Source organism: Nonomuraea longispora (assembly GCF_004348345.1).
GTDB lineage: Bacteria > Actinomycetota > Actinomycetes > Streptosporangiales > Streptosporangiaceae > Nonomuraea > Nonomuraea longispora.
On the sequence record NZ_SMJZ01000094.1, the window covers coordinates 1 to 23,782 of the forward strand.

At 71.0% G+C, this 23,782-nt stretch carries 19 protein-coding genes; 11 read left to right on the forward strand and 8 right to left on the reverse strand.

The genetic code is table 11. The features are described from left to right. The first annotated feature begins 87 nt into the window (after positions 1–87). The 3 genes from E1267_RS23585 to E1267_RS23595 all read left to right on the forward strand — a co-directional run bounded on the left by E1267_RS23585 (position 88) and on the right by E1267_RS23595 (position 4,063). A complete protein-coding gene (locus E1267_RS23585; protein WP_132335003.1) occupies positions 88–1,530 on the forward strand; it encodes a glycoside hydrolase family 3 protein in 1,443 nt (480 codons plus the stop codon). Continuing rightward, the gene (locus E1267_RS23590) at positions 1,527–2,387 is read left to right on the forward strand and encodes a MurR/RpiR family transcriptional regulator (protein ID WP_132335005.1); all 861 of its coding nucleotides are present in this window, start codon (positions 1,527–1,529) and stop codon (positions 2,385–2,387) included. The genes E1267_RS23585 and E1267_RS23590 overlap by 4 nt, the downstream gene beginning before the upstream one ends. 74 nt (positions 2,388–2,461) lie before the next feature. Next, positions 2,462–4,063: a thiamine pyrophosphate-dependent enzyme gene (locus tag E1267_RS23595; RefSeq protein WP_132335007.1), complete on the forward strand. Its 1,602-nt coding sequence runs from the start codon at positions 2,462–2,464 to the stop codon at positions 4,061–4,063. A gap of 80 nt (positions 4,064–4,143) precedes the next feature. On the opposite strand, the gene E1267_RS23600 is transcribed toward E1267_RS23595, so the two are convergent. Beyond that, positions 4,144–5,010 carry a bifunctional methylenetetrahydrofolate dehydrogenase/methenyltetrahydrofolate cyclohydrolase gene (locus tag E1267_RS23600; protein ID WP_132335009.1) on the reverse strand — a complete coding sequence of 289 codons (867 nt, stop codon included), beginning with the start codon at positions 5,008–5,010 and terminating at the stop codon, positions 4,144–4,146. 233 nt (positions 5,011–5,243) lie between these two features. Here E1267_RS23600 and E1267_RS23605 point away from each other — a divergent pair, with 233 nt between their 5' ends. From E1267_RS23605 to E1267_RS23615, 3 genes are read left to right on the forward strand one after another with little or no spacing between them, the layout of a single operon-like run. Next, the gene (locus E1267_RS23605; protein ID WP_132335011.1) at positions 5,244–9,488 is read left to right on the forward strand and encodes a glycoside hydrolase family 38 N-terminal domain-containing protein; all 4,245 of its coding nucleotides are present in this window, start codon (positions 5,244–5,246) and stop codon (positions 9,486–9,488) included. Beyond that, positions 9,485–10,726, forward strand: coding sequence for a DUF7158 domain-containing protein (locus E1267_RS47980; protein ID WP_425465092.1), 1,242 nt, complete (start codon positions 9,485–9,487; stop codon positions 10,724–10,726). Before E1267_RS23605 ends, E1267_RS47980 begins: the two co-directional genes overlap by 4 nt. Then, positions 10,726–11,628 (forward strand): ROK family protein, encoded by a 903-nt coding sequence (locus tag E1267_RS23615; RefSeq protein WP_132335015.1) that lies wholly within the window; start codon positions 10,726–10,728, stop codon positions 11,626–11,628. The genes E1267_RS47980 and E1267_RS23615 overlap by 1 nt, the downstream gene beginning before the upstream one ends. A gap of 162 nt (positions 11,629–11,790) precedes the next feature. Here E1267_RS23615 and E1267_RS44535 read toward each other — a convergent pair whose 3' ends face one another. From E1267_RS44535 to purN, 3 genes are all read right to left on the reverse strand, one after another. Continuing rightward, positions 11,791–11,967, reverse strand: coding sequence for a hypothetical protein (locus E1267_RS44535; protein ID WP_165959754.1), 177 nt, complete (start codon positions 11,965–11,967; stop codon positions 11,791–11,793). Positions 11,968–12,086: 119 nt separating this feature from the next. After that, positions 12,087–13,628 carry a bifunctional phosphoribosylaminoimidazolecarboxamide formyltransferase/IMP cyclohydrolase gene (purH, locus tag E1267_RS23620; RefSeq protein WP_132335017.1) on the reverse strand — a complete coding sequence of 514 codons (1,542 nt, stop codon included), beginning with the start codon at positions 13,626–13,628 and terminating at the stop codon, positions 12,087–12,089. Continuing rightward, positions 13,625–14,254 (reverse strand): phosphoribosylglycinamide formyltransferase, encoded by a 630-nt coding sequence (gene purN / locus E1267_RS23625; RefSeq protein ID WP_220449641.1) that lies wholly within the window; start codon positions 14,252–14,254, stop codon positions 13,625–13,627. The genes purH and purN overlap by 4 nt, the downstream gene beginning before the upstream one ends. A 76-nt stretch (positions 14,255–14,330) precedes the next feature. Here purN and E1267_RS23630 point away from each other — a divergent pair, with 76 nt between their 5' ends. Then, positions 14,331–14,750, forward strand: coding sequence for a hypothetical protein (locus tag E1267_RS23630; RefSeq protein ID WP_246064189.1), 420 nt, complete (start codon positions 14,331–14,333; stop codon positions 14,748–14,750). A gap of 44 nt (positions 14,751–14,794) precedes the next feature. Here E1267_RS23630 and E1267_RS23635 read toward each other — a convergent pair whose 3' ends face one another. From E1267_RS23635 to sucC, 3 genes are all read right to left on the reverse strand, one after another. After that, complete coding sequence (locus E1267_RS23635) at positions 14,795–16,432, reverse strand: cell division protein PerM (RefSeq protein ID WP_132335020.1); 1,638 nt, start codon at positions 16,430–16,432, stop codon at positions 14,795–14,797. Positions 16,433–16,804: 372 nt separating this feature from the next. Continuing rightward, on the reverse strand, positions 16,805–17,680 hold the full coding sequence (sucD, locus tag E1267_RS23640) for a succinate--CoA ligase subunit alpha (RefSeq protein ID WP_132335022.1): 876 nt from the start codon (positions 17,678–17,680) through the stop codon (positions 16,805–16,807). 3 nt (positions 17,681–17,683) lie between these two features. Beyond that, complete coding sequence (gene sucC / locus E1267_RS23645) at positions 17,684–18,865, reverse strand: ADP-forming succinate--CoA ligase subunit beta (protein ID WP_132335044.1); 1,182 nt, start codon at positions 18,863–18,865, stop codon at positions 17,684–17,686. Between the two features lie 660 nt (positions 18,866–19,525). On the opposite strand from sucC, the gene E1267_RS23650 reads away from it, so the two are divergent. Further along, the gene (locus E1267_RS23650) at positions 19,526–20,401 is read left to right on the forward strand and encodes a hypothetical protein (protein WP_132335024.1); all 876 of its coding nucleotides are present in this window, start codon (positions 19,526–19,528) and stop codon (positions 20,399–20,401) included. A gap of 124 nt (positions 20,402–20,525) precedes the next feature. Here the strand turns inward: E1267_RS23650 and E1267_RS23655 are convergent, their stop codons facing one another. Then, positions 20,526–21,227, reverse strand: a complete 702-nt coding sequence (locus E1267_RS23655) for an NAD-dependent epimerase/dehydratase family protein (protein ID WP_132335026.1) — start codon at positions 21,225–21,227, stop codon at positions 20,526–20,528. A 136-nt stretch (positions 21,228–21,363) separates the two neighbouring features. On the opposite strand from E1267_RS23655, the gene E1267_RS23660 reads away from it, so the two are divergent. The 3 genes from E1267_RS23660 to E1267_RS23670 all read left to right on the forward strand — a co-directional run bounded on the left by E1267_RS23660 (position 21,364) and on the right by E1267_RS23670 (position 23,761). Next, positions 21,364–22,764 (forward strand): glutamate-cysteine ligase family protein, encoded by a 1,401-nt coding sequence (locus E1267_RS23660; protein WP_246064190.1) that lies wholly within the window; start codon positions 21,364–21,366, stop codon positions 22,762–22,764. A gap of 5 nt (positions 22,765–22,769) precedes the next feature. Beyond that, positions 22,770–23,405, forward strand: a complete 636-nt coding sequence (locus tag E1267_RS23665) for a neutral zinc metallopeptidase (RefSeq protein ID WP_246064193.1) — start codon at positions 22,770–22,772, stop codon at positions 23,403–23,405. Between the two features lie 98 nt (positions 23,406–23,503). Then, on the forward strand, positions 23,504–23,761 hold the full coding sequence (locus E1267_RS23670; protein ID WP_132335030.1) for a WhiB family transcriptional regulator: 258 nt from the start codon (positions 23,504–23,506) through the stop codon (positions 23,759–23,761). The last annotated feature ends 21 nt before the right edge of the window (positions 23,762–23,782 follow it).

Consider the following 23,782-nt stretch of genomic DNA (forward strand, 5'->3'; position numbering starts at 1 on the left):
GGGGGTGGGCCTCTCGGAAGTGGTTGTGTCGAGGGCGACAATGACAGAAAATTACCTTCAGATCAACAATCGTGAAGGAAAATGCCGATGAGCGGTGACCTGTACAGACTGGCGATGACGGTGCTGCATCCGGGGTATGAGGGGACCTCTGCTCCCGAGTGGCTGCGCCGGGCGCTGGGCGAGGGTCTCGGCGGCGTGGTGCTGTTCGCCCGCAACGCCATCGACGCCGATCTCGTACGGCAGTTCCGTGCCGAGAACCCGGACACCGTCGTGGCGATCGACGAGGAGGGCGGCGCGGTCACCAGGCTCGAGGTCGCCGAAGGCAGCTCCTTCCCCGGCAACCGGGCGCTGGGCGTGGTCGACGATGTGGCACTCACCGAGCGGGTGGGCCGGCAGATCGGCAGGATGCTCGCCGAGCTCGACATCACGCTCGACTACGCGCCCTCAGCCGACGTGAACTCCGACCCGGCCAACCCGGTGATCGGCGTACGCTCGTTCGGCCCGACCGCCGACCTGGTCACCCGCCACACCGTCGCCTACGTCAACGGCGTGCAGGGCGCGGGCGTGGCCGCCTGTGCCAAACACTTCCCCGGACACGGCGACACGGTCACCGACTCCCACCTGGCGCTGCCCACCGTGCACGCTTCGCGCGAGCTCTTCTCCGAACGCGACCTGCCGCCCTTCCGTGCCGCGATCGACGCCGGGGTGCGCTCGATCATGTCGGGCCACCTGCTCGTTCCCGCTCTCGATCCGTCGATGCCGGCGACGCTCAGCCGTACCATCCTGACCGAGCTCCTGAGGGGCGAGCTCGGTTTCGGCGGGATGCTCGTCACAGACGCGATCGAGATGCAGGCGGTGGCCGACATGTTCACCCCCGGCGAGATCGCTGTGCGCGCCCTCGACGCGGGCGTGGACGCGATCTGCGTGGGGCTGTCCACCGAGGAGAGCCTGCACGAGATCCGCGACGCGATCGTGGCCGCCGTGCGCGAGGGGACGCTGAAGGAGGAGCGGCTGGCGGAGGCGGCCGGCCGGGTGAGCGCCCTCGCCGGCTGGTACGCCGCCCGCGCCGAACTGCGTGACAAGGCCCGCGGCGACGTCGACGAGGGCGTCGGCCTGGAGGCCGCCAGGGCGGCGCTGGCCACCTCCGGCACCCCCGCGCTCGACCGCGCGCCCCTGGTCGTCGAGGTCAACACCCGCTTCAGCAAGGCGGTCGACCCGGCCACGCCGACCGGCGTCACAGCCGCCCTGACCTCCCTGCTGCCCGGCACGGCAAGGGTGCAGATGGAGCCGCAGGGCGAGCTGCCGCCCTTCGACGAACGGCCGGTCGTGCTCGTGGTGCACGACGCCGCCCGGCACCCCTGGGTGCGGGAGACCGTGGCGACGGCCCTCGCGCGCAGGCCCGACGTGATCGTGGTCGACACCGGCATCCCCGCACCGCCTGACGGCGCCACCCCCGGGTGCACTCATGTGGCGACCCACGGCATCTCCCGCGTGTCCGCCCTCGCGGCGGCGGAATGGCTGCTGCTTTGAGCGCCGAACCCGCGAACCCGGTCGCGACCGTACGCGCCGTGCTGCCGTCGCTCACCCCCGCCGCGCAGTCCATCGCCCGCATCATCCTCGACGATCCCGGACTGGTCGTGCGCAGCACGATCACCGAGTTCAGCGCGGTGTCCGGCACCAGCGAGGCGACGATCGTGCGCACGGCGCGGGCGCTCGGCTTCGCCGGATACTCGCAGATGCGCTTCGCGCTGGCCGCGGCCGTCGCCAAGGAGCCCGAACGACTGGTCCCCGGCGACCTCGCCCCCGACGACCCGCTGACCGACGTGATCGCCAAGGTCGCGCGCGCCGAGTCGGAGGCGCTGGCCGACACGGCGGCGCAACTCGACCCCGACCAGTTGGGCGAGATCGTGCAGGCCATCTCGACGGCCCGGCGGGTAGACGTGTACGGCGTGGCGGCCTCCGGCCTGGTGGCCGCCGACATGTCGCAGAAGCTGCTGCGCATCGGCCTGTCCAGCCATCCGTTCAGCGACGCCCATCTGGCCCTCACCAGCGCGGCGCTGCTCAAGGACAGCGACGTGGCGGTGGCGATCAGCTGCAGCGGCGAGACGCCCGACGTGCTGGTGCCCGCCAGGACCGCGGCCGAGGCCGGCGCACTGATCGTAGGCATCACCAACAACCCCCGATCGTCGCTGGCCGGGATGGCGCACCACACACTGGTGTCGGCGGGCCGCGAGACGGCCTTCCGGCCAGGCGCCCTGGCCAGCCGGATCAGCCAGCTGCTGATCGTCGACTGCATCTTCGTGGGGCTGGCGCAGCGTACGTATGACAGGGCCGACGCCGCCATCCGCGCCACCAGGGAGGCCACCGACCGCTACCGCGCCCGCTGAATCCCGGGCGACGTGCTCGCCGTCGGGCACGCGGGCACGTCTACAGGGCACATCCAGCGGGCAAGGAGGTAGCGATGAGCACCGTCAGGGACGCCGCGTTCGACGTGCTGAGGAGCCGGGGGCTGACCACGGTCTTCTGCAACCCGGGCTCCACCGAGGTGCCCCTGCTCACGGACCTGCCCGACGACCTGCGCTTCGTGCTCGCGCTGCACGAGGCGTCCGTGGTCGGGATGGCGACCGGCTGGGCCATCGGGACCGAAGCCCCTGCCCTGGTCGTCCTGCACACCACCGCGGGTTTGGGCACCGCGGTCGGCGCCATCGCCACCGCCCGGGTCAACCGGGCGCCCCTGGTGATCCTTGTGGGGCAGCAGGACCGCCGGCACGTGGCGCTGGAGCCGTTCCTGACCGGGCGGCTCGAAGGACTGGCAGGCGACTATCCGGTGTGGGCCGACCAGCCGGCGCGGGCGCAGGACGTACCTGGTGCGCTGGCCCGCGCCTGGCACGAGGCGGTCACGGCCCGCGGGCCCGCGCTGGTGATCGTGCCGATGGACGACTGGCGGGCGCCCTTCGACGGCGAGGTCCTCGCGGCGCCCGCCCGGCTGCTGCGGCCGGCCGCAGTCCCGGACGCCGATCTGGCGCCGCTCGTGCAGCTGCTGACCGGCGCGCGGTCCCCGGCGATCGTGGCGGGCGCGGGGGCCGCGTGGGATCCCCTGGTCGCGCTGGCCGAGCGGCTGCGGTGTCCGGTGTTCCAGGAGTCGTTCGGGGCACGGGCCGGCTTTCCGCAGGACCACCCGCAGTACGCCGGCGTCCTGCCCGCCGACAGGGCACGGCTGCGGGAACGGCTGGCTCCGCATGACGTGGTGCTCGCGGTGGGCGCGCCGGTGTTCCGCCAGTATGTATACGCGCCCGGCCCGCTGGTCGCCCCTGGCACGTCGGTCGCGCTCGTCACCGACGACCCGGCGGAGGCACACCGCAGCCCGGCCGACCTGGCCTACCTGGCCTCCCCCGCCGCGGTCTGCGCCCGCCTGACCACCCTGCTCCCCACCCGAACCGCTTCCGCACCCCGGGCAACCGCGCCGGGCGCTTCTCCATCCGGCCCTGACGATGCTCCGCTGCGCGGGCGGCCGCTACGGGCGGCGCACGTGCTGAGCGCGCTGGCCAGTCGGCTGCCCGCCGACACCGTGCTCGTCGAGGAGACTCCGTCCTCCCGCCCCGACCTGCACCGGCTCGTGCCGGCGCGAACCTCGCTGGGCTTCGTCTCCGCCGCCATGGGCGGCCTCGGCTTCGGCGTGCCCGCCGCCGTGGGACTGCGCATGGCGCTGCCCGACCGCCCGGTGGTCGCGGTCGTCGGCGACGGGGCGGCGTTGTACGGGCTGCACGCCCTGTGGAGCGCCACCCACTACCGGGTGGGAGCGCTGTTCGTCGTGCTCGCCAACGGCCGGTACGCGGTCATGGACCGGCTGGCCGACGACCAGGGCGGCAAGGCGCCGTGGCCGCCGTTCACCGAGGTGGACGTGCGCGGCCTGGCCAGGTCGCTCGGCTGCCCGGCCCGGCGGGTGGATTCGTACGACGAGTTGACGGCGACGCTCGACGAGGTCGTGCCCAATCTGGCGGCCCGCGAGGAGCCCTTGCTGCTCGACGTGACGGTGGCTGTGGATCTCGACTTCCAGCCTTGACGGAACCCCGCGGTTGACCCCGGCACGCACTCCCGCGACCGCGCGATGGCAGGTGTGGCAGGTGCCGCCTGCCGCCCGTGTCAGCCGGCGGAAGCGCCTGTCTGGAGCCGCTCAGCGGCCTCCACCACGTTGGAGAGCAGGAGGGCGCGTGTCATGGGGCCGACCCCGCCCGGGTTGGGGGTGAGGAAGCCCGCGACCTCCTCGACGTCGAGCGCCACGTCCCCGGCGATCTTTCCGTTGACGCGGGAGACGCCCACGTCGAGCACGGCCGCGCCGGGCTTGACGATGTCGCGTGTGATGAGCTCGGGAACGCCTGCCGCCGCCACCACGATGTCGGCCCTGCGCACGTGGCCGGCCAGGTCCTGGGTGCCGGTGTGGCAGAGGGTCACGGTGGCGTTCTCGCTGCGGCGGGTCAGCAGCAGGCCCAGCGAGCGGCCCACGGTGATGCCACGGCCGACCACGGCCACCTCGGCGCCCTTGATCGGCACGCCGTACTCCTGCAGGAGCAGCACGATGCCGTGCGGGGTGCACGGGAGGGGCGCTTCGACCATGTGGACGAGGCGGCCGAGGTTGATCGGGTGGAGGCCGTCGGCGTCCTTCGCCGGGTCCATCCGCTCCAGCAGGGCCATCGTGTCGAGGTGCTTGGGCAGGGGCAGCTGGACGATGTAGCCGGTGCACTCCGGGGAGGCGTTGAGCTCGTCGATGGCCGCCTCGACCTCGGCCTGCGTGGCGGTCTCGGGGAGATCGACGCGGATGGAGGAGATGCCCACCTCGGCACAGTCGCGGTGCTTGCCTCCGACGTAGATCTGGCTGCCGGGGTCGTCGCCCACGAGCACGGTGCCGAGGCCGGGCGTGATGCCGCGTTCTTTCAGCGCGGCCACCCGGGTCGTGAGGTCGGCCTTGATCTTGGCGGCGGTGGCCTTGCCATCGAGTTTCACTGCGCTCATGCGGCAATCCTTCCATGCCTCGTCGCGACCGCCGTACAGGGTGTGCGGGGGTTCGCGGCGGGGGTGGAACGGTGATCGCGTACGTGACGGAGAAACGAGTCGGGCCCACTGGTTATCCACAGACCCCAGGCAGTTGGATCAGGATATCCACAGGCAGTTGTTGACATCGTTGTCATTGATCTTTCAAAGGCTTAGTGTTACGGGCGCCAGCAACAAGCTCAGGAGGTCCCCCCTTGCCCACCCGCCTGTTGTCCGCAGAGTCGACCGATCTGTTCGTGGGCTCGCGTGACGAGCCGCATCAAGTGCTGCGCGTCACCGTCGCCGCAGGAGACCAGGAGACGTCGCTCGACCTGCGCGGCGAGGGTGTCCGCCTGGCCGGGCCCGTGAGCGTTCCGGCCACGGCCGGCGTGGTCGAGGCCCCCATGGCCGTGTCCGCGTCACCGGGCGCCGCCGTGCCCTGCCGGCTCACCCTGGGCGAGGAGTCCCTGGAGGTCACCGTCACAGCCGAGGAGCCGGGCTGGACCATGCACATGGTCTCCCACTTCCACTACGACCCGGTGTGGTGGAACACGCAGGCCGCCTACACCAGCCCGTGGGAGCTGCTCTCCGCCGACTCCACGACCAGGCCACTGTACGAGCGCAACGCGTTCGCGCTGGTCGAGGCGCACATCGAGCTGGCGCTGCGCGATCCCGACTACCGTTTCGTGCTGGCCGAGGTCGACTATCTCAAGCCGTTCTTCGACACCCACCCCGAGCGGCGGGCCGACCTGCGGGCCCTCATGGCGGAGGGCCGCGTCGAGCTGATCGGCGGCACCTACAACGAGCCCAACACCAACCTGACCGGCGCGGAGACCACGATCCGCAACCTCGTCTACGGCATCGGCTACCAGCGCGACATCCTGGGCGGCGATCCGCGCACCGCCTGGCAGCTCGACGTGTTCGGGCACGACCCGCAGTTCCCCGGCCACCTCGCGGCGGCCGGGCTGACCGGCAGCGCGTGGGCACGCGGGCCGTTCCACCAGTGGGGCCCGATCAGCAAGAACTTCAAGCAGGCCAAGAACGACGCGGCGCTGATGCAGTTCCCCAGCGAGTTCGAGTGGATCTCGCCGTCGGGGCAGGGCGTGCTGACCCACTACATGCCCGCCCACTATTCCGCCGGCTGGTGGATGGACTCCTCGCCCTCGCTCGACGATGCCTGCCAGGCGGTCTACGACCTCTACCGCTCGCTCAAGCCCGTCGCCGCGACGAAGAACATCCTGCTCCCTGTCGGCACCGACTACACGCCGCCCAACAAGTGGGTCACCGACATCCACCGCACGTGGGCCTCCCGCTACGTGTGGCCCAGGTTCGTCTGCGCCACACCACGCGACTTCCTCGACGCCGTCCGCGCGGAGCTGCCGGCGTTCAGCCCTCAGACGCGCGACATGAACCCTATTTACACCGGCAAAGACGTCTCCTACATCGACACCAAGCAGGCGCAGCGGGCCGCCGAGGTGGCGGCGCTCGACGCCGAGCGCCTGTCGGCGTTCGCCGCGCTGCTCGGGCTCGGCCGCTACCCGCACACCGCGCTCGACAAGGCCTGGCGGCAACTGGCCTACGGCGCGCACCACGACGCGATCACCGGCTCCGAGTCCGACCAGGTCTACATCGACCTGCTGACCGGCTGGCGCGAGGCCCACGACCTGGCCGCGGCCGCCCGCGACAGCGCGCTCGACGCTCTGACCGGCCAGATCACGCTCGACGGCCACAGCGTGGTGGTGACCAACACCCTGCCCTTCGCCCGCGACGGCCTGGTCCGCGTGCGCGTCCCCGCCGGTCACACCGTGGCCGAGCTCTCCGGGGCCGAGCTCTCCGGAGTCGAGCTCCCCGCCGTAGTGGAGGGCGACACGCTGACCTTCCTGGCCCGCGACGTGCCCTCGCTGGGCTGGCGCTCCTATCGCGTGGTGCCGGGCTCCCCCGGCTCCTGGCAGGGTCAGGCCGCTGCGGCCCGCGCCGCCGACCAGGAGACCCGGCCGGCGTCGGCCGCCTCCGACCAGAGGCCGACCGCCGCTGACGCGCCCGTCACCATCGAGAACGACAGGTGGCGCGTCACGGCCGATCCGGCACGTGGCGGGGTGCTGACCTCCATCCTCGACCTCGCCTCGGGCCGCGAACTGCTCACCGGCCCCGGCAACGAGCTGCGCCTCTACCACGAATATCCGCAACACCCCGACATGGGCGAGGGCCCCTGGCATCTCATCCCCACCGGCCAGGCCGAAGGCTCCGCCGAGACGCGGGCGCTGTCGGCGAGCGCGCAGACGAGCCCGATCGGCCGCCGCCTGACGGTCACGGGCCAGGTCGGCGAGATCGTCTACGAGCAGACCGTCACCCTGCCGACCGGCTCCGACCGCATCGACTTCACCACCCGCGTGCTCGACCACACCGGCGCCGACCGCCTGCTCCGCGTGCGGTTCCCCGCCCGCGTCGACGGGGCGCTGCCGGTGTCCGACGTGGCCGGCGCCGTGGTGGGGCGCGGGTTCGCGCTCCCCGACGTCGACACCGCCGAGCACCCGTGGACCCTCGACAACCCGGCCAACACCTGGTTCGGCCTGTCCACCACGGCGAAGGTCGACCTCGGCGAGGCGGGCGCGCGGGCGCTGGGCGTGGCCGAGGTCGTGGTGCCCGCCCTCGACGACGCGCCCAAGGCCCGAGAGCTGGTGGTGGCCCTGGCCCGCGTGGGCGTGACCGCCACCACGTCCTCCGCGCCCGGCACCCGCTACGGCTGGCTCGACGTCGATTCCAACCTGCCCGACGTACGCATCGTCATCGGCGGCCCCGACGACAACCCGCTGGCCGCCGAGCTGCTCTCCCGCGCCGACCCGGCCTACCTCGACGCGCTCAAGTCAGGCGCGTCCCGGGTGTGGGTGCCCGCCGAGCGCCCGCTGACGGAGGTCTGGCAACCGAGCGCCGACCTGCGCGACGTACGCGCCCTGCCCGCCCTGATCGTCACCGGCCCCCTTTCCGACCTCGTGGCCGACCTCACCGACGCCACGATCGAGGCGGTCTGCCCGCTGGGCGCCGAGCACCTCGACGACCGTACGGTCGCGCTGCTCACCTACGGCCTGCCCGGTTTCGCCGTCGACCCGTCGGGCGCCCTGCACCTGTCCCTGATGCGCTCGTGCACGGGCTGGCCGTCGGGCATCTGGCTTGATCCGCCCCACCGCACGACACCCGACGGCTCGGGTTTCCAGCTCCAGCACTGGACACACGAGTTCTCCTACTCCCTGATGGCCGGCGAGGGCGACTGGCGGGCCCTGCGGCTGCCCGCCGCGGCGCAGGAGCACATCACCCCGCTGCTCCCCCGCACGATCGACACCGCCCAGCAGGGCGACCTGCCGCAGGTGCACTCCCTGCTGACCCTCACGCCGGCCCGTGACGTGCTGCTGAGCACCCTCAAGGTCACCGGCAACCCGCACGCCCACGGCCGCGCTGACCAGCCTGACGACGGTGTGACCATCCGCCTGGTCGAGTCGACCGGGCTGGGCTCCCAGGCCGCGCTCGCCTCCCCCGTGCTCCCTCTCGACCGGCTCGCCCAGGCCGACCTGCTCGAACGTCCCGGCGGGCCGGCCACCAACCTCACGCTGACCGGCGCGGAGATCGCCACCTACCTCGCCCCCGCAACCCTGCCCGCCGCCGAAGCGCCCGAGTTCGGCCGGGAAACCGAGCTGGCGCAGCCCGTCTACAGCCGCTACTGGCTGCACAACAAGGGCCCCGCGCCGCTGGGCTACCTGCCGATCTCCGTCGCCATCGACCCCGGTCTCGTCACCTCGCCGCAGGAGCCCTTCCAGGTGGAGGTCGTCCTCTCCTCCCACCTGACCGACGAGCCCCATGAGGGCGTGACCGAGATCCGCGTGCCCGACGGCTGGGCCGCCACCCCGGCCCAGCGCCCCTTCCGCCTCGCTCCGGGCGGCCACCTTCGCTTCCCGGTGACGGTGACGCCTCCGCCCCGGCCGGGCTCCGGCCTCCACTTCGTCGCGGCCCGCACCACCGCGGGCGGCCAGGCCATCGAAGACGTCGCCACGGTCGCCTTCGGCGACACTCCTGAGCTGCCCGTGGCGGACACCCCCGCGGAGCCGCGCAGAGCCACCCGCGGCACCACGTCGGCCACCGCCCGCCCCACGGGCCTGTCGGTCACCCCCGCCACCGAATCGCTGACGCTCCGTCCCGGCGACCGCACCTCGCTCACGCTCCGGCTCGCCAACACGACGTCGGACGAGATCCGCGGCGAGGCCCAACTCGCCTCTCCCTGGGGCACGTGGGCCATGCTCCCTGAGGTCATCCAGGGCTTCACGGTGACCGCGGGCGAGACGGCGGAGGTGTCGTTCCCGGTGGAGGTCCCCGCGGACGCCACCGACGGCCACGCCTGGGCCCTGGCCAAGGTCATGTGGTTCGGCCGCTGCCAGTACGCTCCCGCCGTCCGTCTGGAGGTGACCCGATGACCCACCGCCTCCGGCCCTCCACGACCTCTGCGGCGGGCGGGGACACGACTGGCCGGCGAACGGGTCAGAGGCCAGATCCACAGACCACTCGGACGGCGGGCCCCTCGCCGGCAGCGCCGACCGGCTCGGCCACCGGCCCGGAGACGAAGCACTTCGCTCACCAGGAGGTGATCGGCTGGGTCGATGGCCGCCCGATCTCCCGCAAGCTGCTCGACGACCGCCTCACCGCCCTGCGAGAGGGCCCGCTCAGCGCCGCGCTTCCGGTGCCTGGCACCTCCGAGGACCGCCAGCTCGCCAGGTGGCTGACGCAGGTCATCCTCACCGAGGCGCTGTGTGAGAGCACGGCCACCGGCCTCGGCCTGAGCCCGCAGGAGAGACCGCCACTGGATCGGCTGGCCGCCGTCGAACTCGGCTCCATCAACGCCGCCGCCTACAACGGCAGCCCGTGGGTGCGCGCCGTGTTCGACCATGTCACCCTCGGGGTCGTGACCCCGTCGGAATGGCGTCGGAAGCCGTCTCCCGCCCCCGCTTCCCCGTCACGGCACCTCGTACGCCATCGGCTGTTCACCGATCGCGAGCAGGCGTGCGACGCCGCACCCGCCGATCTCGAACCCCTCGGGCCGATCACGCTCGACTCACTGCCGGCCGTGATCGCCGAGGCGATCCAGTCCCATCCGTACGACACACTCGTCGGCCCGGTCGAGGACGGCCTCGGGTGGCACGTCGCCATCGCCACCCCGGTCACGGCCCCGCACATACCCGGCCGCTCGGGCTCGGCTCCAATTCCGGGCTCACGTTCGGCGCCTCCCTTCCCGAGCCTCACCCCAGCACCACTCCGAGCCGAGTCCCCGAGCCTGGCCCCGTCGCCTCGGCCCGGAGCTTCGACGGCCGGGTCTTCGGAACCGACCGCGAGCACCCTCGCGGGTAGGACCGCCGGCGGGCCGGACCCTGCCTCCGACCTGGCGCCCGATGCCACCTCAATCTCACCTTCGGAAACTTCCGCAACCATGACCCCCGGAGCGACTTCGGGGCGGTTTATGGGAGGATCCGCCCTGGAGGAGCAACAATCGCATCGGATGTCCCATGCATCGCACCAAGATCCATACCTCTTGGGGGCGGCGCAGCGGCAGGCGTTCGCGCGGTGGCTCGACGACCTACGTGCCAAGAAGGTGAAGCTCGTTCCCGGCTTTGAGCATCCTGGCGACCCCCGCCAGCCCGACAACCATCACAGACATTGATGACCTGCGTACTCGCCATCGACATCGGAGGGACCAAGCTCGCCGCCGCGCTGGTGGACGAGACCGGTTCGATCCTGCGGTCCGCCACCCGGCCCACACCTCGTGCGGACGTCATGAACGCGCTGGCGGCTCTCGTCACGGAGGTGACCACGGGTGGCCCGCCGCCCGTGGCCGCCGGCATCGGTTGCGCGGGCCCCATCGACCTCGCCACCGGAACCGTGAGCCCGGTCAACATGCCGAGCTGGCGGGAGTTCCCGCTGCGCGACGAAGTACGCAGGCTGACCGGTCTGCCCACCATGCTGGCGGGCGACGCGCAGTGCTTCGCCCTCGGGGAGCACTGGCTGGGCGCGGGCCAGGGCAGCGACACGCTGCTCGGCATCGTGGTCTCCACGGGCATCGGTGGCGGCCTGGTGATCAACGGCTCGCCTCTGCTCGGCCCGACGGGTAACGCCGGGCATGTGGGGCACATGTCCGTGGATCCGAACGGTGAGCGTTGCGAGTGCGGCGGTCTGGGGTGTGTGGAGCGCTACTCCAGCGGGCCCAACCTGGTTCGCTGGGCCGTCGGTCACGGCTGGAAAGGAGAGCCGGCCGACGCCCGTACTTTGGCCGAGGACGCGGCGGCGGGCGACGCGGTCGCGCTGGCGGCGTTCGAGCGCGGGTCCAGGGCGCTGGCGGGGATGATCGCCTCGGTGACGGCCGCGACCGAAACCACGAGGGTGGTGGTCGGTGGTGGCGTGTCGATGGCGGGCAAGGTGCTGTTCGAGCCCTTGGCGCGGGCGCTCGACGACGTCGCGGGCCTCGCCTTCGTCAGGGCCGTCCGGGTCGTGCCCTCCGTGCTGGGGGTCCGGGCCTCTCTGGCGGGGGCGGCCAAGCTCGCGCTGGATCATTCACCATCGTCATAGTGCGACGGGCGGCAACTCCGCCGCCCGTCCCGCACGGTCCGCCGTTCCGTACCGCTCTCATCGCGATGTGTCCGTCCGGCGTGCCCGTGTGGCAGCACGAGCCGGCCGCCGCGCGGGCGTCACTTCCCTCCCGTGCGGATGCGAAAGGGTGCCGGGGTCGGGTTACTCGGGCTCGGTCAGCCGGGCCTCGCGGCGTTCGATGATGCGGCGGGTGAACGGGATGATCTCAACGACGCGGGTGCCCAGATAGGCACCGATGAAGGCAAGCACCAGAAGGACGAAGGGGCTGGTGGCAAGGCCGTTCACGGTGACGAGGGCCTGAAGGGTCGCGTCAAGCAAGGCAGACTCCGGGGAACGAGCGAACTGGGGAAGGCATCAGGTTAACCGGAAGCACGGAATGCTCGCCGCAAAACGGCCAAAGGGCGACATGATCGGTCATGTCGCCCTTTGGAGGATGATCAGTGGAAGAAGTGGCGCGTGCCGGTGAAGTAGAGGGTGATGCCCGCCTTCTCGGCCGCGTCGATGACCTCCTGGTCACGGATGGAGCCGCCGGGTTCGACGATCGCACGTACGCCCGCCTCGATCAGCACCTGCGGGCCGTCGGGGAACGGGAAGAACGCGTCGGACGCCGCCACAGAACCGGCGGCGCGCTCACCCGCCCTGGTGACCGCCAGTCGGCAGGAATCGACCCGGTTGACCTGGCCCATGCCGACGCCCACGGTCGCACCGTCGGCGGCGAGCAGGACGGCGTTCGACTTGACCGAGCGGCAGGCCCGCCAGGCGAACTCCAGGCCGGCCAGTTGCTCGGGCGTGGCCGGCGTACCGGTCTTGAGCTCCCACTGGGCGGCCGAGTCGCCGGGCGCGTCCACCTTGTCGACCGACTGCACCAGCAGGCCGCCGTCGATCTCGCGCAGCTCGGTACGCCGTGACGGGCCCTGCCCGCACACCAGGAGGCGCAGGCTCTTCTTGGCGCGCAGCGTCTCCAGCGCCTCGGCGGCGTAGGAGGGGGCGACGACCACCTCGGTGAAGACCTCGGCGATCTGGCCGGCCAGTTCGGCCGTGACCTCGCGGTTGACGGCGATCACCCCGCCGTAGGCGGACACGGGGTCGCACGCGTGCGCCTTGCGGTGTGCCTCGGCCACGTCGGAGCCGACCGCGATGCCGCACGGGTTCTGGTGCTTGATGATGGCCACGCAGGGCTCGGAGAAGTCCCACGCGGCCCGCCAGGCGGCGTCGGAGTCGAGGTAGTTGTTGTAGGACATCTCCTTGCCGTGCAGCTGCTCGGCGTTGGCGAGACCGCCCGTGCCGCCCGTGTAGAGCGCGGCGCCCTGGTGCGGGTTCTCTCCGTAGCGCAGGGTGGCCTTGCGCTGGTAGGTGCCGCCGGTGAACGACGGGAAATCACCCTCCTCGCCGTACGTGCCGGCGAACCAGTTGGCCACGGCCACGTCGTACGACGCCGTGTGGGCGTACGCGATGCCGGCCAGGCGCCGGCGCTCGGCCAGCGTGAAGCCGCCCTCGGCCACGGCGGTGAGCACGTCGCCGTAGGAGCCGGGGTCGACCACGACGGCGCAGGTGTTGTGGTTCTTGGCGGCGCCGCGGATCATGGCGGGCCCGCCGATGTCGATCTGCTCGACGCACTCCTCCGCCGACGCCCCCGAGGCCACCGTCTCCTGGAACGGATAGAGATTGACCACCACGAGCTGGAACGGATCGATCTCCAGCTCCGCCAACTGGGTCACGTGGTGCGGCTTGGTGACGTCGGCCAGCAGCCCGGCGTGCACGCGCGGGTGCAGCGTCTTGACCCGTCCGTCGAGGCACTCGGGGAACCCGGTCAGCTGCTCCACCTTCGTCACCGGGATCCCGAAGGACGAGATCGCGGCGGCCGTGCCGCCGGTCGAGACGATCTCCACACCGGCGTCGTCGAGGGCTCTCGCCAGCTCATCGAGCCCGGACTTGTCGTAAACAGCGATCAACGCGCGCCGGATGGCGATGCGAGTCACGTGGATTCCCCTCCTGTGTGGTTGCCGATGCGGACGCTGCGTCCGCTGACCGTCCAGCCCTCGCGAGCCATCCGGCCGACGATCTCGACGAGCAGGCGGCGCTCGACGGTCTTGATGCGCTCGTGCAGCACGGCCTCGTCGTCGTCAGGGAGCACGGGCACGGCCTCCTGGGCGACGATCGGCCCGGTGTCGACGCCCTCGTCGGCCAGCATGACCGTGCAGCCGGTCACTTTGACCCCGTGGGCGAGCGCGTCGCGCACGCCGTGCGCGCCGGGGAACGACGGCAGGAGCGCGGGATGGGTGTTGAGCAGAGGCGCCGCCTGGAGGGTGGGCTTGCCGAGAATCTTCATGAAACCCGCCGACACGACAAGGTCAGGCGCGTACGCGGAGATCCTGGCCGCGACGGCCACATCCCATTCCGCCCGCGTCGCGTAATCGTCCACTTTTTCCACAAAAGTCGGGATTCCTGCCTTCGAGGCCCTGACCAGCCCCTCTATCCCCTCCCTGTCGGCGCCGACCGCCACCACGCGAGCACCGTAGGACGGGTCGGCAGAAGCGTCCAGCAGGGCCTGTAGGTTGGTTCCAGAGCCGGAGACGAGGACGACGAGCCGCCCAACCTTAGACACGCACACTCTCCCAGGTGGTAACAGGGTGGGGCTGTCAGAGTATCTGTTCCTCGCCCGGCGACGCAGAGGAGGTCAGGTGTCGACACCGGTGAAGGCGCCGGCAGGCCAGCAGCCCGCTGAATCGGCGGGCCGCCGAGCGATCTGGTTGTCCATCGCAGCGCTGGCCATGACGTTCATGTTGCCGCTCGCAGGCCTGGTCATGGCGCTGTTCGCGCTCATGGCCGGCATCAAGGCGCTGCCACTGCTCAAGGGCGAAGGCAAACCCACCGGGGTCGTCGTGGGTGGCATCACCGTCTCTGCGATCGCGCTGGCGCTGTCCACGATGGCCTCCGGGATGCAGCTCTACCTCATGGACGAATACTCCGCCTACCAGGAGTGCATGAAGGGCGCGGGGACGGTGTCGTCCCAGGGTGAGTGTTTCACGCAGTTCAGGGAAGCGGCGCAGCGCAAGCTCCCGGCCGACGTGCTCGAACTGCTCGGCGCCATGCAGCCGTAAGCCACGCGCGAACAACCGTGCGGCGATCACCCCCGCGTGGGCGGTCAGTCGCGGTCCCACGCGTAGGGGTCGACGTAGATGACGTGGCCGCCCCGGTCGTCCGACTCGTCCACGATGTCCTTACGCGGAGGGCGTGCGTCTTCCGGCCTCGGCTCCGGCGCGCGTGAGCGGGACTGGGCCAGCGTCTCGGCCGCCGCCGACGCGTGCTCGTCCTGCCAGTCGTCCCTGATGACGGGGATCTCCTGGGTGTCGGCCTCCGTCGCGTCCATCCAGTGGCCGGGCAACGGGCGCGGATCCGACTCGGCCAGCCCCACCTTGCTGGCCGCCTTGGCCAGCGCCGCCCCGGCCCTGCGCACGGGCGCGGCCGCCTTGTCCAGCGGCGTACGGGCACGTTTGTTGATCAGCAGCAGGTTCGTCACGCCGGCGGAGATGCCCGCGGCCACGCCCACCTCGAGCGCCACCGACAGCGCCACCTCCCAGGGGGAGGGACCGACCGTGGCCAGCCTGCCCCCGCCGATCGGCCCGCCGGACAGCGCCGCCAGCACGCCGGCCACGACACCCGTCGAGACCCCGCTGAGGAACCCCCACAGCGGCGCCGCCTCATAGGACGGCGACGGTGAGATCCTGGCCACCATCACGCCCGCCACCGCTCCGGCCGCGAACGGCAGCGCGACCACCACCATCATCCACGCCGGCATGGTTCCGCTGTCCGGCAGCGCCCCCAGCAACGGCAGGCTCGGCACGGTGCCGAGCTGCACCCCGGTGGGCGCGACCAGGGTGTCGGCGCCGATCGCGAACCCCGGCCCCGCGACGTAGGACAGGGCCCACACGACGGCGTTGAGCGCGTAGAGGAGCTGCAGCAGCACCAGCAGCACCCCGCCCACGAACCCGGGCGAGAGCACGCTGGACAGCTCCATGATCTGCCCGAAGTTCAGCACGATGGCGACGAGCAGGAGCGCGAGCCCGGCAACGAGCAGCACCGCCGTGGCGACGGCCGTACCGACGGTCAGCGCGCGCACCCGCTCGGGCAGCAGCCGCAACATCACCCGCCATGGACCGATCATCCGGGCCGTGGCCAGCGAACCCGCCAGGAACGCCAGCACGAAGTGGCTGAGCAGCGTCTCACCCAGGAAGGGCTGCGTGATCTCGTTACGCGCGACGAGCGCGATCAACCCGGCGAGCAGCGCGTAAGGGGCCGCGAGCGACACCCCCGCCTGCACCACCAGCACCAACTGGGCCCGCCGCCGGGCACTCGCCTGCGCCTTGGGGCTGTTCTTCGGCAGCCGGGCGGGCAGGCGCAGCCGCAGGTCGGCGTCACGGGCCATCCACCGCGCCGCGCGGTAGAGCAGCACGGCGGGCAGCAGCATCAATCCCAGCGGCAGCAGGCCGACCCGCCCGCCGGGGATCGCGAACCCGGCGTGGTGCGCGGCCAGCCAGAGCTGCGCCGCCGTGCGGAACACACCTGGCAACCCCGCCCCGAGCGTCCCGCGCGGGGCGGCGATCCAGCCGACCAGGGTGAGCGTGGTGAGCGCCGCCAGCCCGACGCCGAGCGTGGCGGCGGCCGCCAGCATCCCCGACACGGGCAGCGGCCGCCTGGTCTCGTCATCGTCGCTCGAGACCCCTGGCAGTCGGCCGAGCACCGACCGGGGGGCGGCACGTAGCTGGTCGAGAATCGCCGTCACAGTAGGCGATTTTCTCAAGCTTTCCCGACCAGCGCTTGGTTGACGCGCCGCCGGCCCCTACTTTGTGCCCGCCGCGCGCGGCCCTCTCCCACTTTGCGACCGCGATCGCGCGATCTCCCGCCACACGGCACTGCTCCAGTCCTTCCCGTACGGCACCGCCACCCTCACCCACTCGCCGACCGTGCCCGGGGTCTGTCCAGGGAGACGCCTCTGAACCGGTCAGTGGCGCGCCGCCGTTACGGCGCCCCGCCGGCCGTGTTCCGTGGCCGAGGTGTGACCCCGTGACCTGGTACCGGAATCGTGCACGCGTACGGCAGAACATCGCGAAGCCCCGCACGGGATCCCGTGCGGGGCTGTCAGGGGAGGCGGCGCTCAGCGGGCCTGCATGATCTCGCGCATCAGGCGGGCCGTCTCGGAGGGGGTCTTGCCGACGCGGACGCCGACCTTCTCCAGGGCCTCCTTCTTCGCCTGGGCGGTGCCGGCCGAGCCGGACACGATGGCGCCCGCGTGGCCCATCGTCTTGCCCTCGGGCGCGGTGAACCCGGCTACGTAGGCCACGACCGGCTTGCTGACGTGCTGCTCGATGTAGGCGGCGGCCCGTTCCTCGGCGTCGCCGCCGATCTCTCCGATCATCACGATCGCGTCGGTGGCGGGGTCTTCCTGGAACGCCTGGAGCGCGTCGATGTGGGTGGTGCCGATGACCGGGTCGCCGCCGATGCCCACGGCGGTGGAGAAGCCGAAGTCGCGCAGTTCGTACATCAGCTGGTAGGTCAGCGTGCCGGACTTCGAGACCAGGCCGATGCGGCCGGCGGTGGTGATGTCGGCGGGGATGATGCCGGCGTTGGAGGCGCCGGGAGAGGCGATGCCCGGGCAGTTGGGGCCGATGATGCGGGTCTTGTTGCCCTTGGCCACCGCGTAGGCCCAGAACTCGGTCGAGTCGTGCACCGGCACGCCCTCGGTGATCACGACGCAGAGCGGCATCTCGGCGTCGATGGCCTCCTTGACCGCGTTCTTGGTGAACGCCGGGGGCACGAACACGACGGACACGTCGGCGCCGGTCTGCTCCATCGCCTCCTTGACCGTGCCGAACACGGGCAGGCCCTCGTGCGTGGTGCCCGCCTTGCGGGCGTTGACGCCGCCGACGACGCGGGCGCCTGAGGCGAGCATGCGGCGGGTGTGCTTGGTGCCCTCGCCGCCCGTCATGCCCTGAACGATGATCTTGCTGTTGTCAGTCAACCAGATGGCCATGGGTCACACACCTGCCGCAGCGAGCTCGGCGGCCCGCTTGGCCGCGTCGTCCATCGTGTCTACCAGCTCGACCCGCGGGAGCGCGGCATCGGCGAGAATCTGCCGCCCGAGCTGGGCGTTGTTGCCGTCGAGGCGGACCACCAGCGGGTGGGACACGGCCTCGCCACGGCTTTCCAGCAGCTTGAACGCCGAGACGATGCCGTTGGCGACGGCGTCGCAGGCGGTGATGCCGCCGAAGACGTTCACGAAGATCGACTTGACGCTGGGGTCGGAGAGAATGATCTCAAGGCCCGCGGCCATGACCTCGGCCGAGGCGCCGCCGCCGATGTCGAGGAAGTTGGCGGGCGACGGCTTGCCGGGGAACTGCTCGCCCGCGTAGGCCACCACGTCGAGCGTGGACATGACCAGGCCGGCGCCGTTGCCGATGATGCCGACGTCGCCGTCGAGCTTGACGTAGTTGAGGTCCTTCTCCTTGGCCTTGGCCTCGAGCGGGTCCTCGGCCGCCTTGTCGGCGAGCGCCTCGTGGTCGGGCTGGCGGAACACGGCGTTGTCGTCGAGGGTGACCTTGCCGTCGAGGGCCTTCACCTGGCCGTCGGCCGACAGGATCATCGGGTTGACCTCGACGAGCGTGGCGTCCTCGTCGACGAAGCAGCACCACAGCTTCTCGATGAGCTCGGCGGCGCCGTCGAGCGCCTTGTCCGGCAGGCCGCCGGCCGTCGCGATCTCGCGGGCCTTGGCGCGGTCGATGCCGGTCAGTGCCGATACGGGCACCTTGGCGACCTTCTCCGGGGCGGTGTGGGCGACCTCTTCGATGTCCATGCCGCCGGCGGCGGAGCAGATCGCGAGGAAGGTGCGGTTGGCGCGGTCGAGCAGGAAGGAGAAGTAATATTCCTCCGCGATCGCGCTGGCCTCCTCCACGAGCACTTTGTGGACCGCGTGGCCCTTGATGTCCATGCCGAGGATGGCGGTGGCCTTCTCGACGGCGTCGGCGGTGTCGGCCGCCACTTTCACGCCGCCGGCCTTGCCACGGCCACCGGTCTTGACCTGAGCCTTGACGACAACGCGGCCTGTCAGCTCCTCGGCCGCCGACCGCACCTCCTCCACGGTGTGGGCGACGATGCCGCGTGGCACCGGGATGCCGTAGTCAGCGAAGAGTTCCTTCGCCTGATGTTCGAACAGGTCCACGAGGGGTCCGTCCTCTTCCCATGTGTCGCTCACCCTCCTCACTCGCTCCGTGGAGTGCCTTTTGCGCCGGCCCTCCACTCCGCTCGCTACGTCGGGTTCGCTCCTTGCTTATCCGACTGAATGTTCGACGCTTGTCCGACTGATGTTCGGCGGCCCGTGCACCTGCACTTACGGTCGCGTCCGAGGTGCCGTTCGTTGGCATCGTGCCTTGCCCTCTCACGGCGAGCTCCAGCGCTCAGGGTGCGTGCCGGGCGTTTCCGCCAGTGAAGCCTAGCCCGAAGCTTGACCTGACCAGGTCATCGGGTGGGGGTTCTCGCGCTATGTGACGGTGATCTCACTTCTCCACGACGGCACCTGCACGAATTTTGCACCGATTCGATGGCATACGCCCTAGTTCTCGATATACGGTCGTGATCTTCGATTGGCAGGATCTCCTTCTCTTCCTTTTGGAACCATAGGGACCTCGTATGAATGGATTTGTCGCGGGCCTGGCGGTGACCACGGCCGCGCCTCCGGGGGCATGCGGGGTCCTTGAGGAAGACCTGAACCACGCGCTGAACTCGCTCGGCGGCATTCCGTAATGTCCGGCTTCGCCGAGCCGCTTCACAAGGTGAACTTACGCCTTGACCTCAACAACACGACTTGACGAAGGAAATCCGCATGAAGCGAATCCTTACCGGCGTGGCGTTAGTCACGACCGCCGCACTGGTGACCGCCACCCCGGCGATGGCCGCCCCCAAGGACCCCGTGGCGGCCGTCAAGAAGCGGATGGCCCCCGGCAAGGGTGTGAGCTTCACCGAGCGCACGACGATCAGCCAGGGCGCCCGGCGCGAGGTGTTCCTCCGGCGCAGCGGCACCCTGCAGTTCGGCAAGTCGGGCATCGCCGCCTCCGACATCACCGGCAAGCTCAACATCACGTCCAAGGACCTGGCCGCCGCGCCGGACGACGAGTTCGGCGAGTCCCTCAGGGCAATCGCCAAGCCTGAGCGCACGATCAAGATCGGCACCACGTCCTACCTCTCCGGCAACATGTGGGCGACCCTGCTGCCCGAGGGCAAGACCTGGTTCAAGGCGGCCAAGGGCCTGGCCGGCGGCGCCACCGCCACATTCGGCCAGTTCGTCAACCTCGGCGAACACTCCACGCTCAAGACCCTGCTCAAGGGCGCCAAGGCCACCAGCCACGGCTACACGGGCACGATCAAGCTGGGCGCACTGTGGAAGGCCTCGCCCTGGCTGCGCGCGGGATCGTCGCTCGGCTCGCCGAGCGCCAAGGCGATGAAGAGCCCGATCAAGTGGAGGCTCACCGTGAACGCGGCCGGCCTGCCGACGCGCCTTGTGACGACGTTCTCGACCTCGGTGCACGGCCTCGGCGACGAGGGCCGCGTGAGCGTGGACACGAGATACACCGGCTGGGGCAAGGCCGTGTCGATCAAGGCGCCGCCGGCGAAGGACGTCGCGACCTCGTTCGAGGACAGCGCGGACGACATCCCCAGCCTGACCGAGATCCCCCTCGGCGCGTACGCCGTCACCGGCTGACCTGCCGGGCCGTGCGCGCCTCTCCCACCTGAGGACGGAAGAGGCGCGTACCGGACGGGAGAGGCGCGTACCAGCGCGTACCGGACGGGACGGGCGCGGCGGCGCGGGAGAGGGACGGCCGGGCTCAGCCCAGTCTGGACTCCCGGAGTGCCGCCCATTCGAGCGAGTGCCTGACGCCCTCATCGAGGGAGTAGCGGGTCTGCCAGTCCAGCAGGCGTCGGGCCCGGTCGCTGCGCGTGTAGGCGCCGGGCACGTCGCCGGGGCGGGCGGGGGCCTCGACGACCTCGATGGGACGGTCCACGACCCGGTTGAACGCCTCGGCCAGCTCGCGGACCGTGGTGCCCGCGCCGGTGCCCAGGTTGACCACGTCGGTGTCCAGCGCGTCGAACCTGCGCAGGGCGGCCACGTGCGCGGTCGCCAGATCCCATACGTGCACGTAGTCGCGGATTCCGGTGCCGTCTCTCGTGGGGTAGGCGGTGCCGGTGATCTGGAAGGGCACGCCGTCCTCGTACGCCTCGATCATCTTGCCCGGGGCGTGGCTGGGACGGCGCACCTGCAGGCCGGTACGCATCCGCGGGTCGGCGCCGATGGGGTTGAAGTAGCGCAGGGACAGGATTTTGATCGGACGACTGGCCGCGATGTCGGCGAACATGGCCTCGCACACGGCCTTGGTCCGCGCGTACGGGCTCTGAGGGGCGAGCGGCGAGTCCTCGTCGACGGTGTGGTCCGCGCCCGCCTCGCCCGCTCGCTCATCGCGACGGCCGCCGTCACCGCGCGACGCCCCGCCGGACGGTTGGTGGTCGCGCGGGTGGGTTCCTGGGTTCATGTGGGGCTCAGTGCGCGGTAAATACTGGGCTGCGCGCTGGTTTTGGGGGCGTGGGCGTGCGACATTTCGTGGTATGGGGAGGGATGTTCCAGTTGTCGTCTTCAGCCGGGACGACCGCCGGAAATATCGGGAGAAGGTGCGTCGATGTCTCGACGTCTTCGCCCAGATGTTGCGCGAGTCCCGTTTCGACTTCGAACGCCCGCTCGCCGGCCTGGAAATCGAGCTCAACATCGTGGACGCGCACGGCGAGGCCGTCATGCGCAACGCCCAGGTGCTCGCCGCCATCGAGCGGCCGGACTGGGCGACGGAGCTGGGCCAGTTCAACATCGAGATCAACATCGAACCCCAGGAGTTGGGCGGGGACGGCGCGCTCCGCCTGGAGGACGACGTCAGGGCCCGGCTCAACCACGCCGAGGAGCGCGCCCGTTCGCAGGACGCCCACCTGGTCCTGATCGGCATCCTGCCCACGCTGCGCGAGCAGGACATCGGCGAGGGCACGCTCTCGGCGAACCCCCGCTACCGGCTGCTCAACGAGCAGATCTTCGCGGCCCGCGGCGAGGACCTGCACCTGGCCATCGACGGCGTCGAACGCCTCGACACGCACGCGGACAGCATCACGCCCGAGGCCGCCTGCACCAGCGTGCAACTCCACCTCCAGGTCAGCCCCGAGGCGTTCGCCGCCCATTGGAACGCGGCCCAGATCATCGCCGCCCCTCAGGTCGCGGTCGCGGCCAACTCGCCGTACCTGTTCGGCAAGGAGTTGCACCGCGAGACCAGGATGGCGCTGTTCGAGCAGGCCACGGACACGCGGCCGGCGGAGCTGAAGACGCAGGGCGTACGGCCGAGAGTGTGGTTCGGCGAACGGTGGATCACGAGCGTCTTCGACCTGTTCGAGGAGAACGTCAGCTACTTCCCTGCTCTGCTGCCGCTCTGCGAGAGCGAGGACCCCCGCGTGGAGCTCGAACAGGGCCGCATGCCGGAACTGCACGAGCTCACCCTGCACAACGGCACGATCTACCGCTGGAACCGGCCGGTGTACGCGGTGGTGGACGGGGTCCCGCACCTGCGCATCGAGAACCGGGTGCTGCCCGCCGGGCCGTCCGTGGCCGACATCGCCGCCAACGCGGCCTTCTACTACGGGTTGATGCGCGTCCTGCCGTACGCCCAGCGGCCGCTCTGGAGCCGGATGTCGTTCCAGGCGGCGGCCGACAACCTCGCCGCCGCGGCCCGGCACGGGCTGGACGCGCGCCTGTACTGGCCGGGCGTGGGCGAGGTGCCGGCGGCCGAGCTGATCCTCCGCCGCCTGCTGCCCATGGCGCGGGAGGGGCTGGCCGCGTGGGGCGTGGACGGCCCGGTCGCCGACCGGCTGCTCGGCATCATCGAGGGACGCTGCATCGCCGGCCGTACGGGGGCGAGCTGGCAGGTGGAGCACGCGAACGCGCACGGAGGCGACCGGCACCAGGCGCTGCGTGCCATGACGCTGGACTACATCGAGCGCATGCACAGCAACGAACCCGTGCACACTTGGGATGCGTGAAGCCCGTGAAACGAGCTTTGGCCCTCGTCCTGGTCCTGCTGGCCGGCGCGTGCGGCATCATGCGGCCGACGTCGATGGACAACGAGGGCGCCGACTCCTTCGAGGAGGACGTCCGCACCGCGCGCACGTTGTCGGAGGCCTTCTGGAAACAGCAGTTCGAGCAGTTAGGCAGGAACTATCGGCCGCTGACCGCCTTCGTCCCCTATTCGGGCCGCTCCGGCCCGGCCTGCGGCAATGAGCCCGCCGCCCCGAACAACGCCTTCTACTGCCCGCTCGGCCACTTCGTCGCCTATGACCGGGATTGGATGGAGATGTTGTGGACGGAGATGGGCGACGGCTCGGTCTACGTCATCATCCCGCATGAGATCGGGCACGCCGTGCAGGCGCAGCTCCGGACCGGCTTCCAGCTGAACGTGCAGGTAGAGCTCCAGGCCGACTGCTACGCGGGCGGCACCCTGTCGGCCCTGGTGCGCTCGGGCGCGTTGCGGGCGGAGGAGGGCGACGAGGAGGAACTGCTCTACAGCCTGGAGGCGGCGGGCGACCCCACGGACGACTGGCTCGACCCCTCGGCGCACGGCACGGCGGAGCAACGTCAGGCGTCGTTCGCGGCGGGATACCGGGACGGGGTGAACGCCTGCTGACGCCGTACGGGCCCGGCCGGCCTCAATCCCAGGGATGTATGAGCGCGTCAACCGAGAGGATGATGTGTCTGATCATGACCACGCCTTACCTTTGACCCATGTCACTGGAGGAGATCCCCTGGCTGCGCAGGGGCGCGTGCAGGTTCAGCGACCCTGACCTCTTCTTCCCCCTGGCCCCCACCCCGTTGCAGGAGGCTCGGGCCAAAGCGGTCTGCGCCGGCTGCCAGGTCATCGAGGAATGCCGTTCGTACGCGCTGAGGACAGGCGAGGCGGAGGGCATCTGGGGCGGCCTCACGCCGGAGGAGCGCCGCCGCACCCGCTTTCCCGCGGGCTGGCGCCGTCCCGCCGCCTCGTGACGGCGCGGGCGACGTAGTCTG

Coding starts and splice junctions, on each gene's coding strand:
- E1267_RS23585 (WP_132335003.1), top strand. CDS start 88: ATGAGCGGTGACCTGTACAGACTGGCGATGACGGTGCTGCATCCGGGG.
- E1267_RS23595 (WP_132335007.1), top strand. CDS start 2,462: ATGAGCACCGTCAGGGACGCCGCGTTCGACGTGCTGAGGAGCCGGGGG.
- E1267_RS23670 (WP_132335030.1), top strand. CDS start 23,504: ATGTCACTGGAGGAGATCCCCTGGCTGCGCAGGGGCGCGTGCAGGTTC.
- E1267_RS23615 (WP_132335015.1), top strand. CDS start 10,726: ATGACCTGCGTACTCGCCATCGACATCGGAGGGACCAAGCTCGCCGCC.
- E1267_RS23650 (WP_132335024.1), top strand. CDS start 19,526: ATGAAGCGAATCCTTACCGGCGTGGCGTTAGTCACGACCGCCGCACTG.
- E1267_RS23600 (WP_132335009.1), bottom strand. CDS start 5,010: ATGAGCGCAGTGAAACTCGATGGCAAGGCCACCGCCGCCAAGATCAAG.
- E1267_RS47980 (WP_425465092.1), top strand. CDS start 9,485: ATGACCCACCGCCTCCGGCCCTCCACGACCTCTGCGGCGGGCGGGGAC.
- sucD (WP_132335022.1), bottom strand. CDS start 17,680: ATGGCCATCTGGTTGACTGACAACAGCAAGATCATCGTTCAGGGCATG.
- E1267_RS23655 (WP_132335026.1), bottom strand. CDS start 21,227: ATGAACCCAGGAACCCACCCGCGCGACCACCAACCGTCCGGCGGGGCG.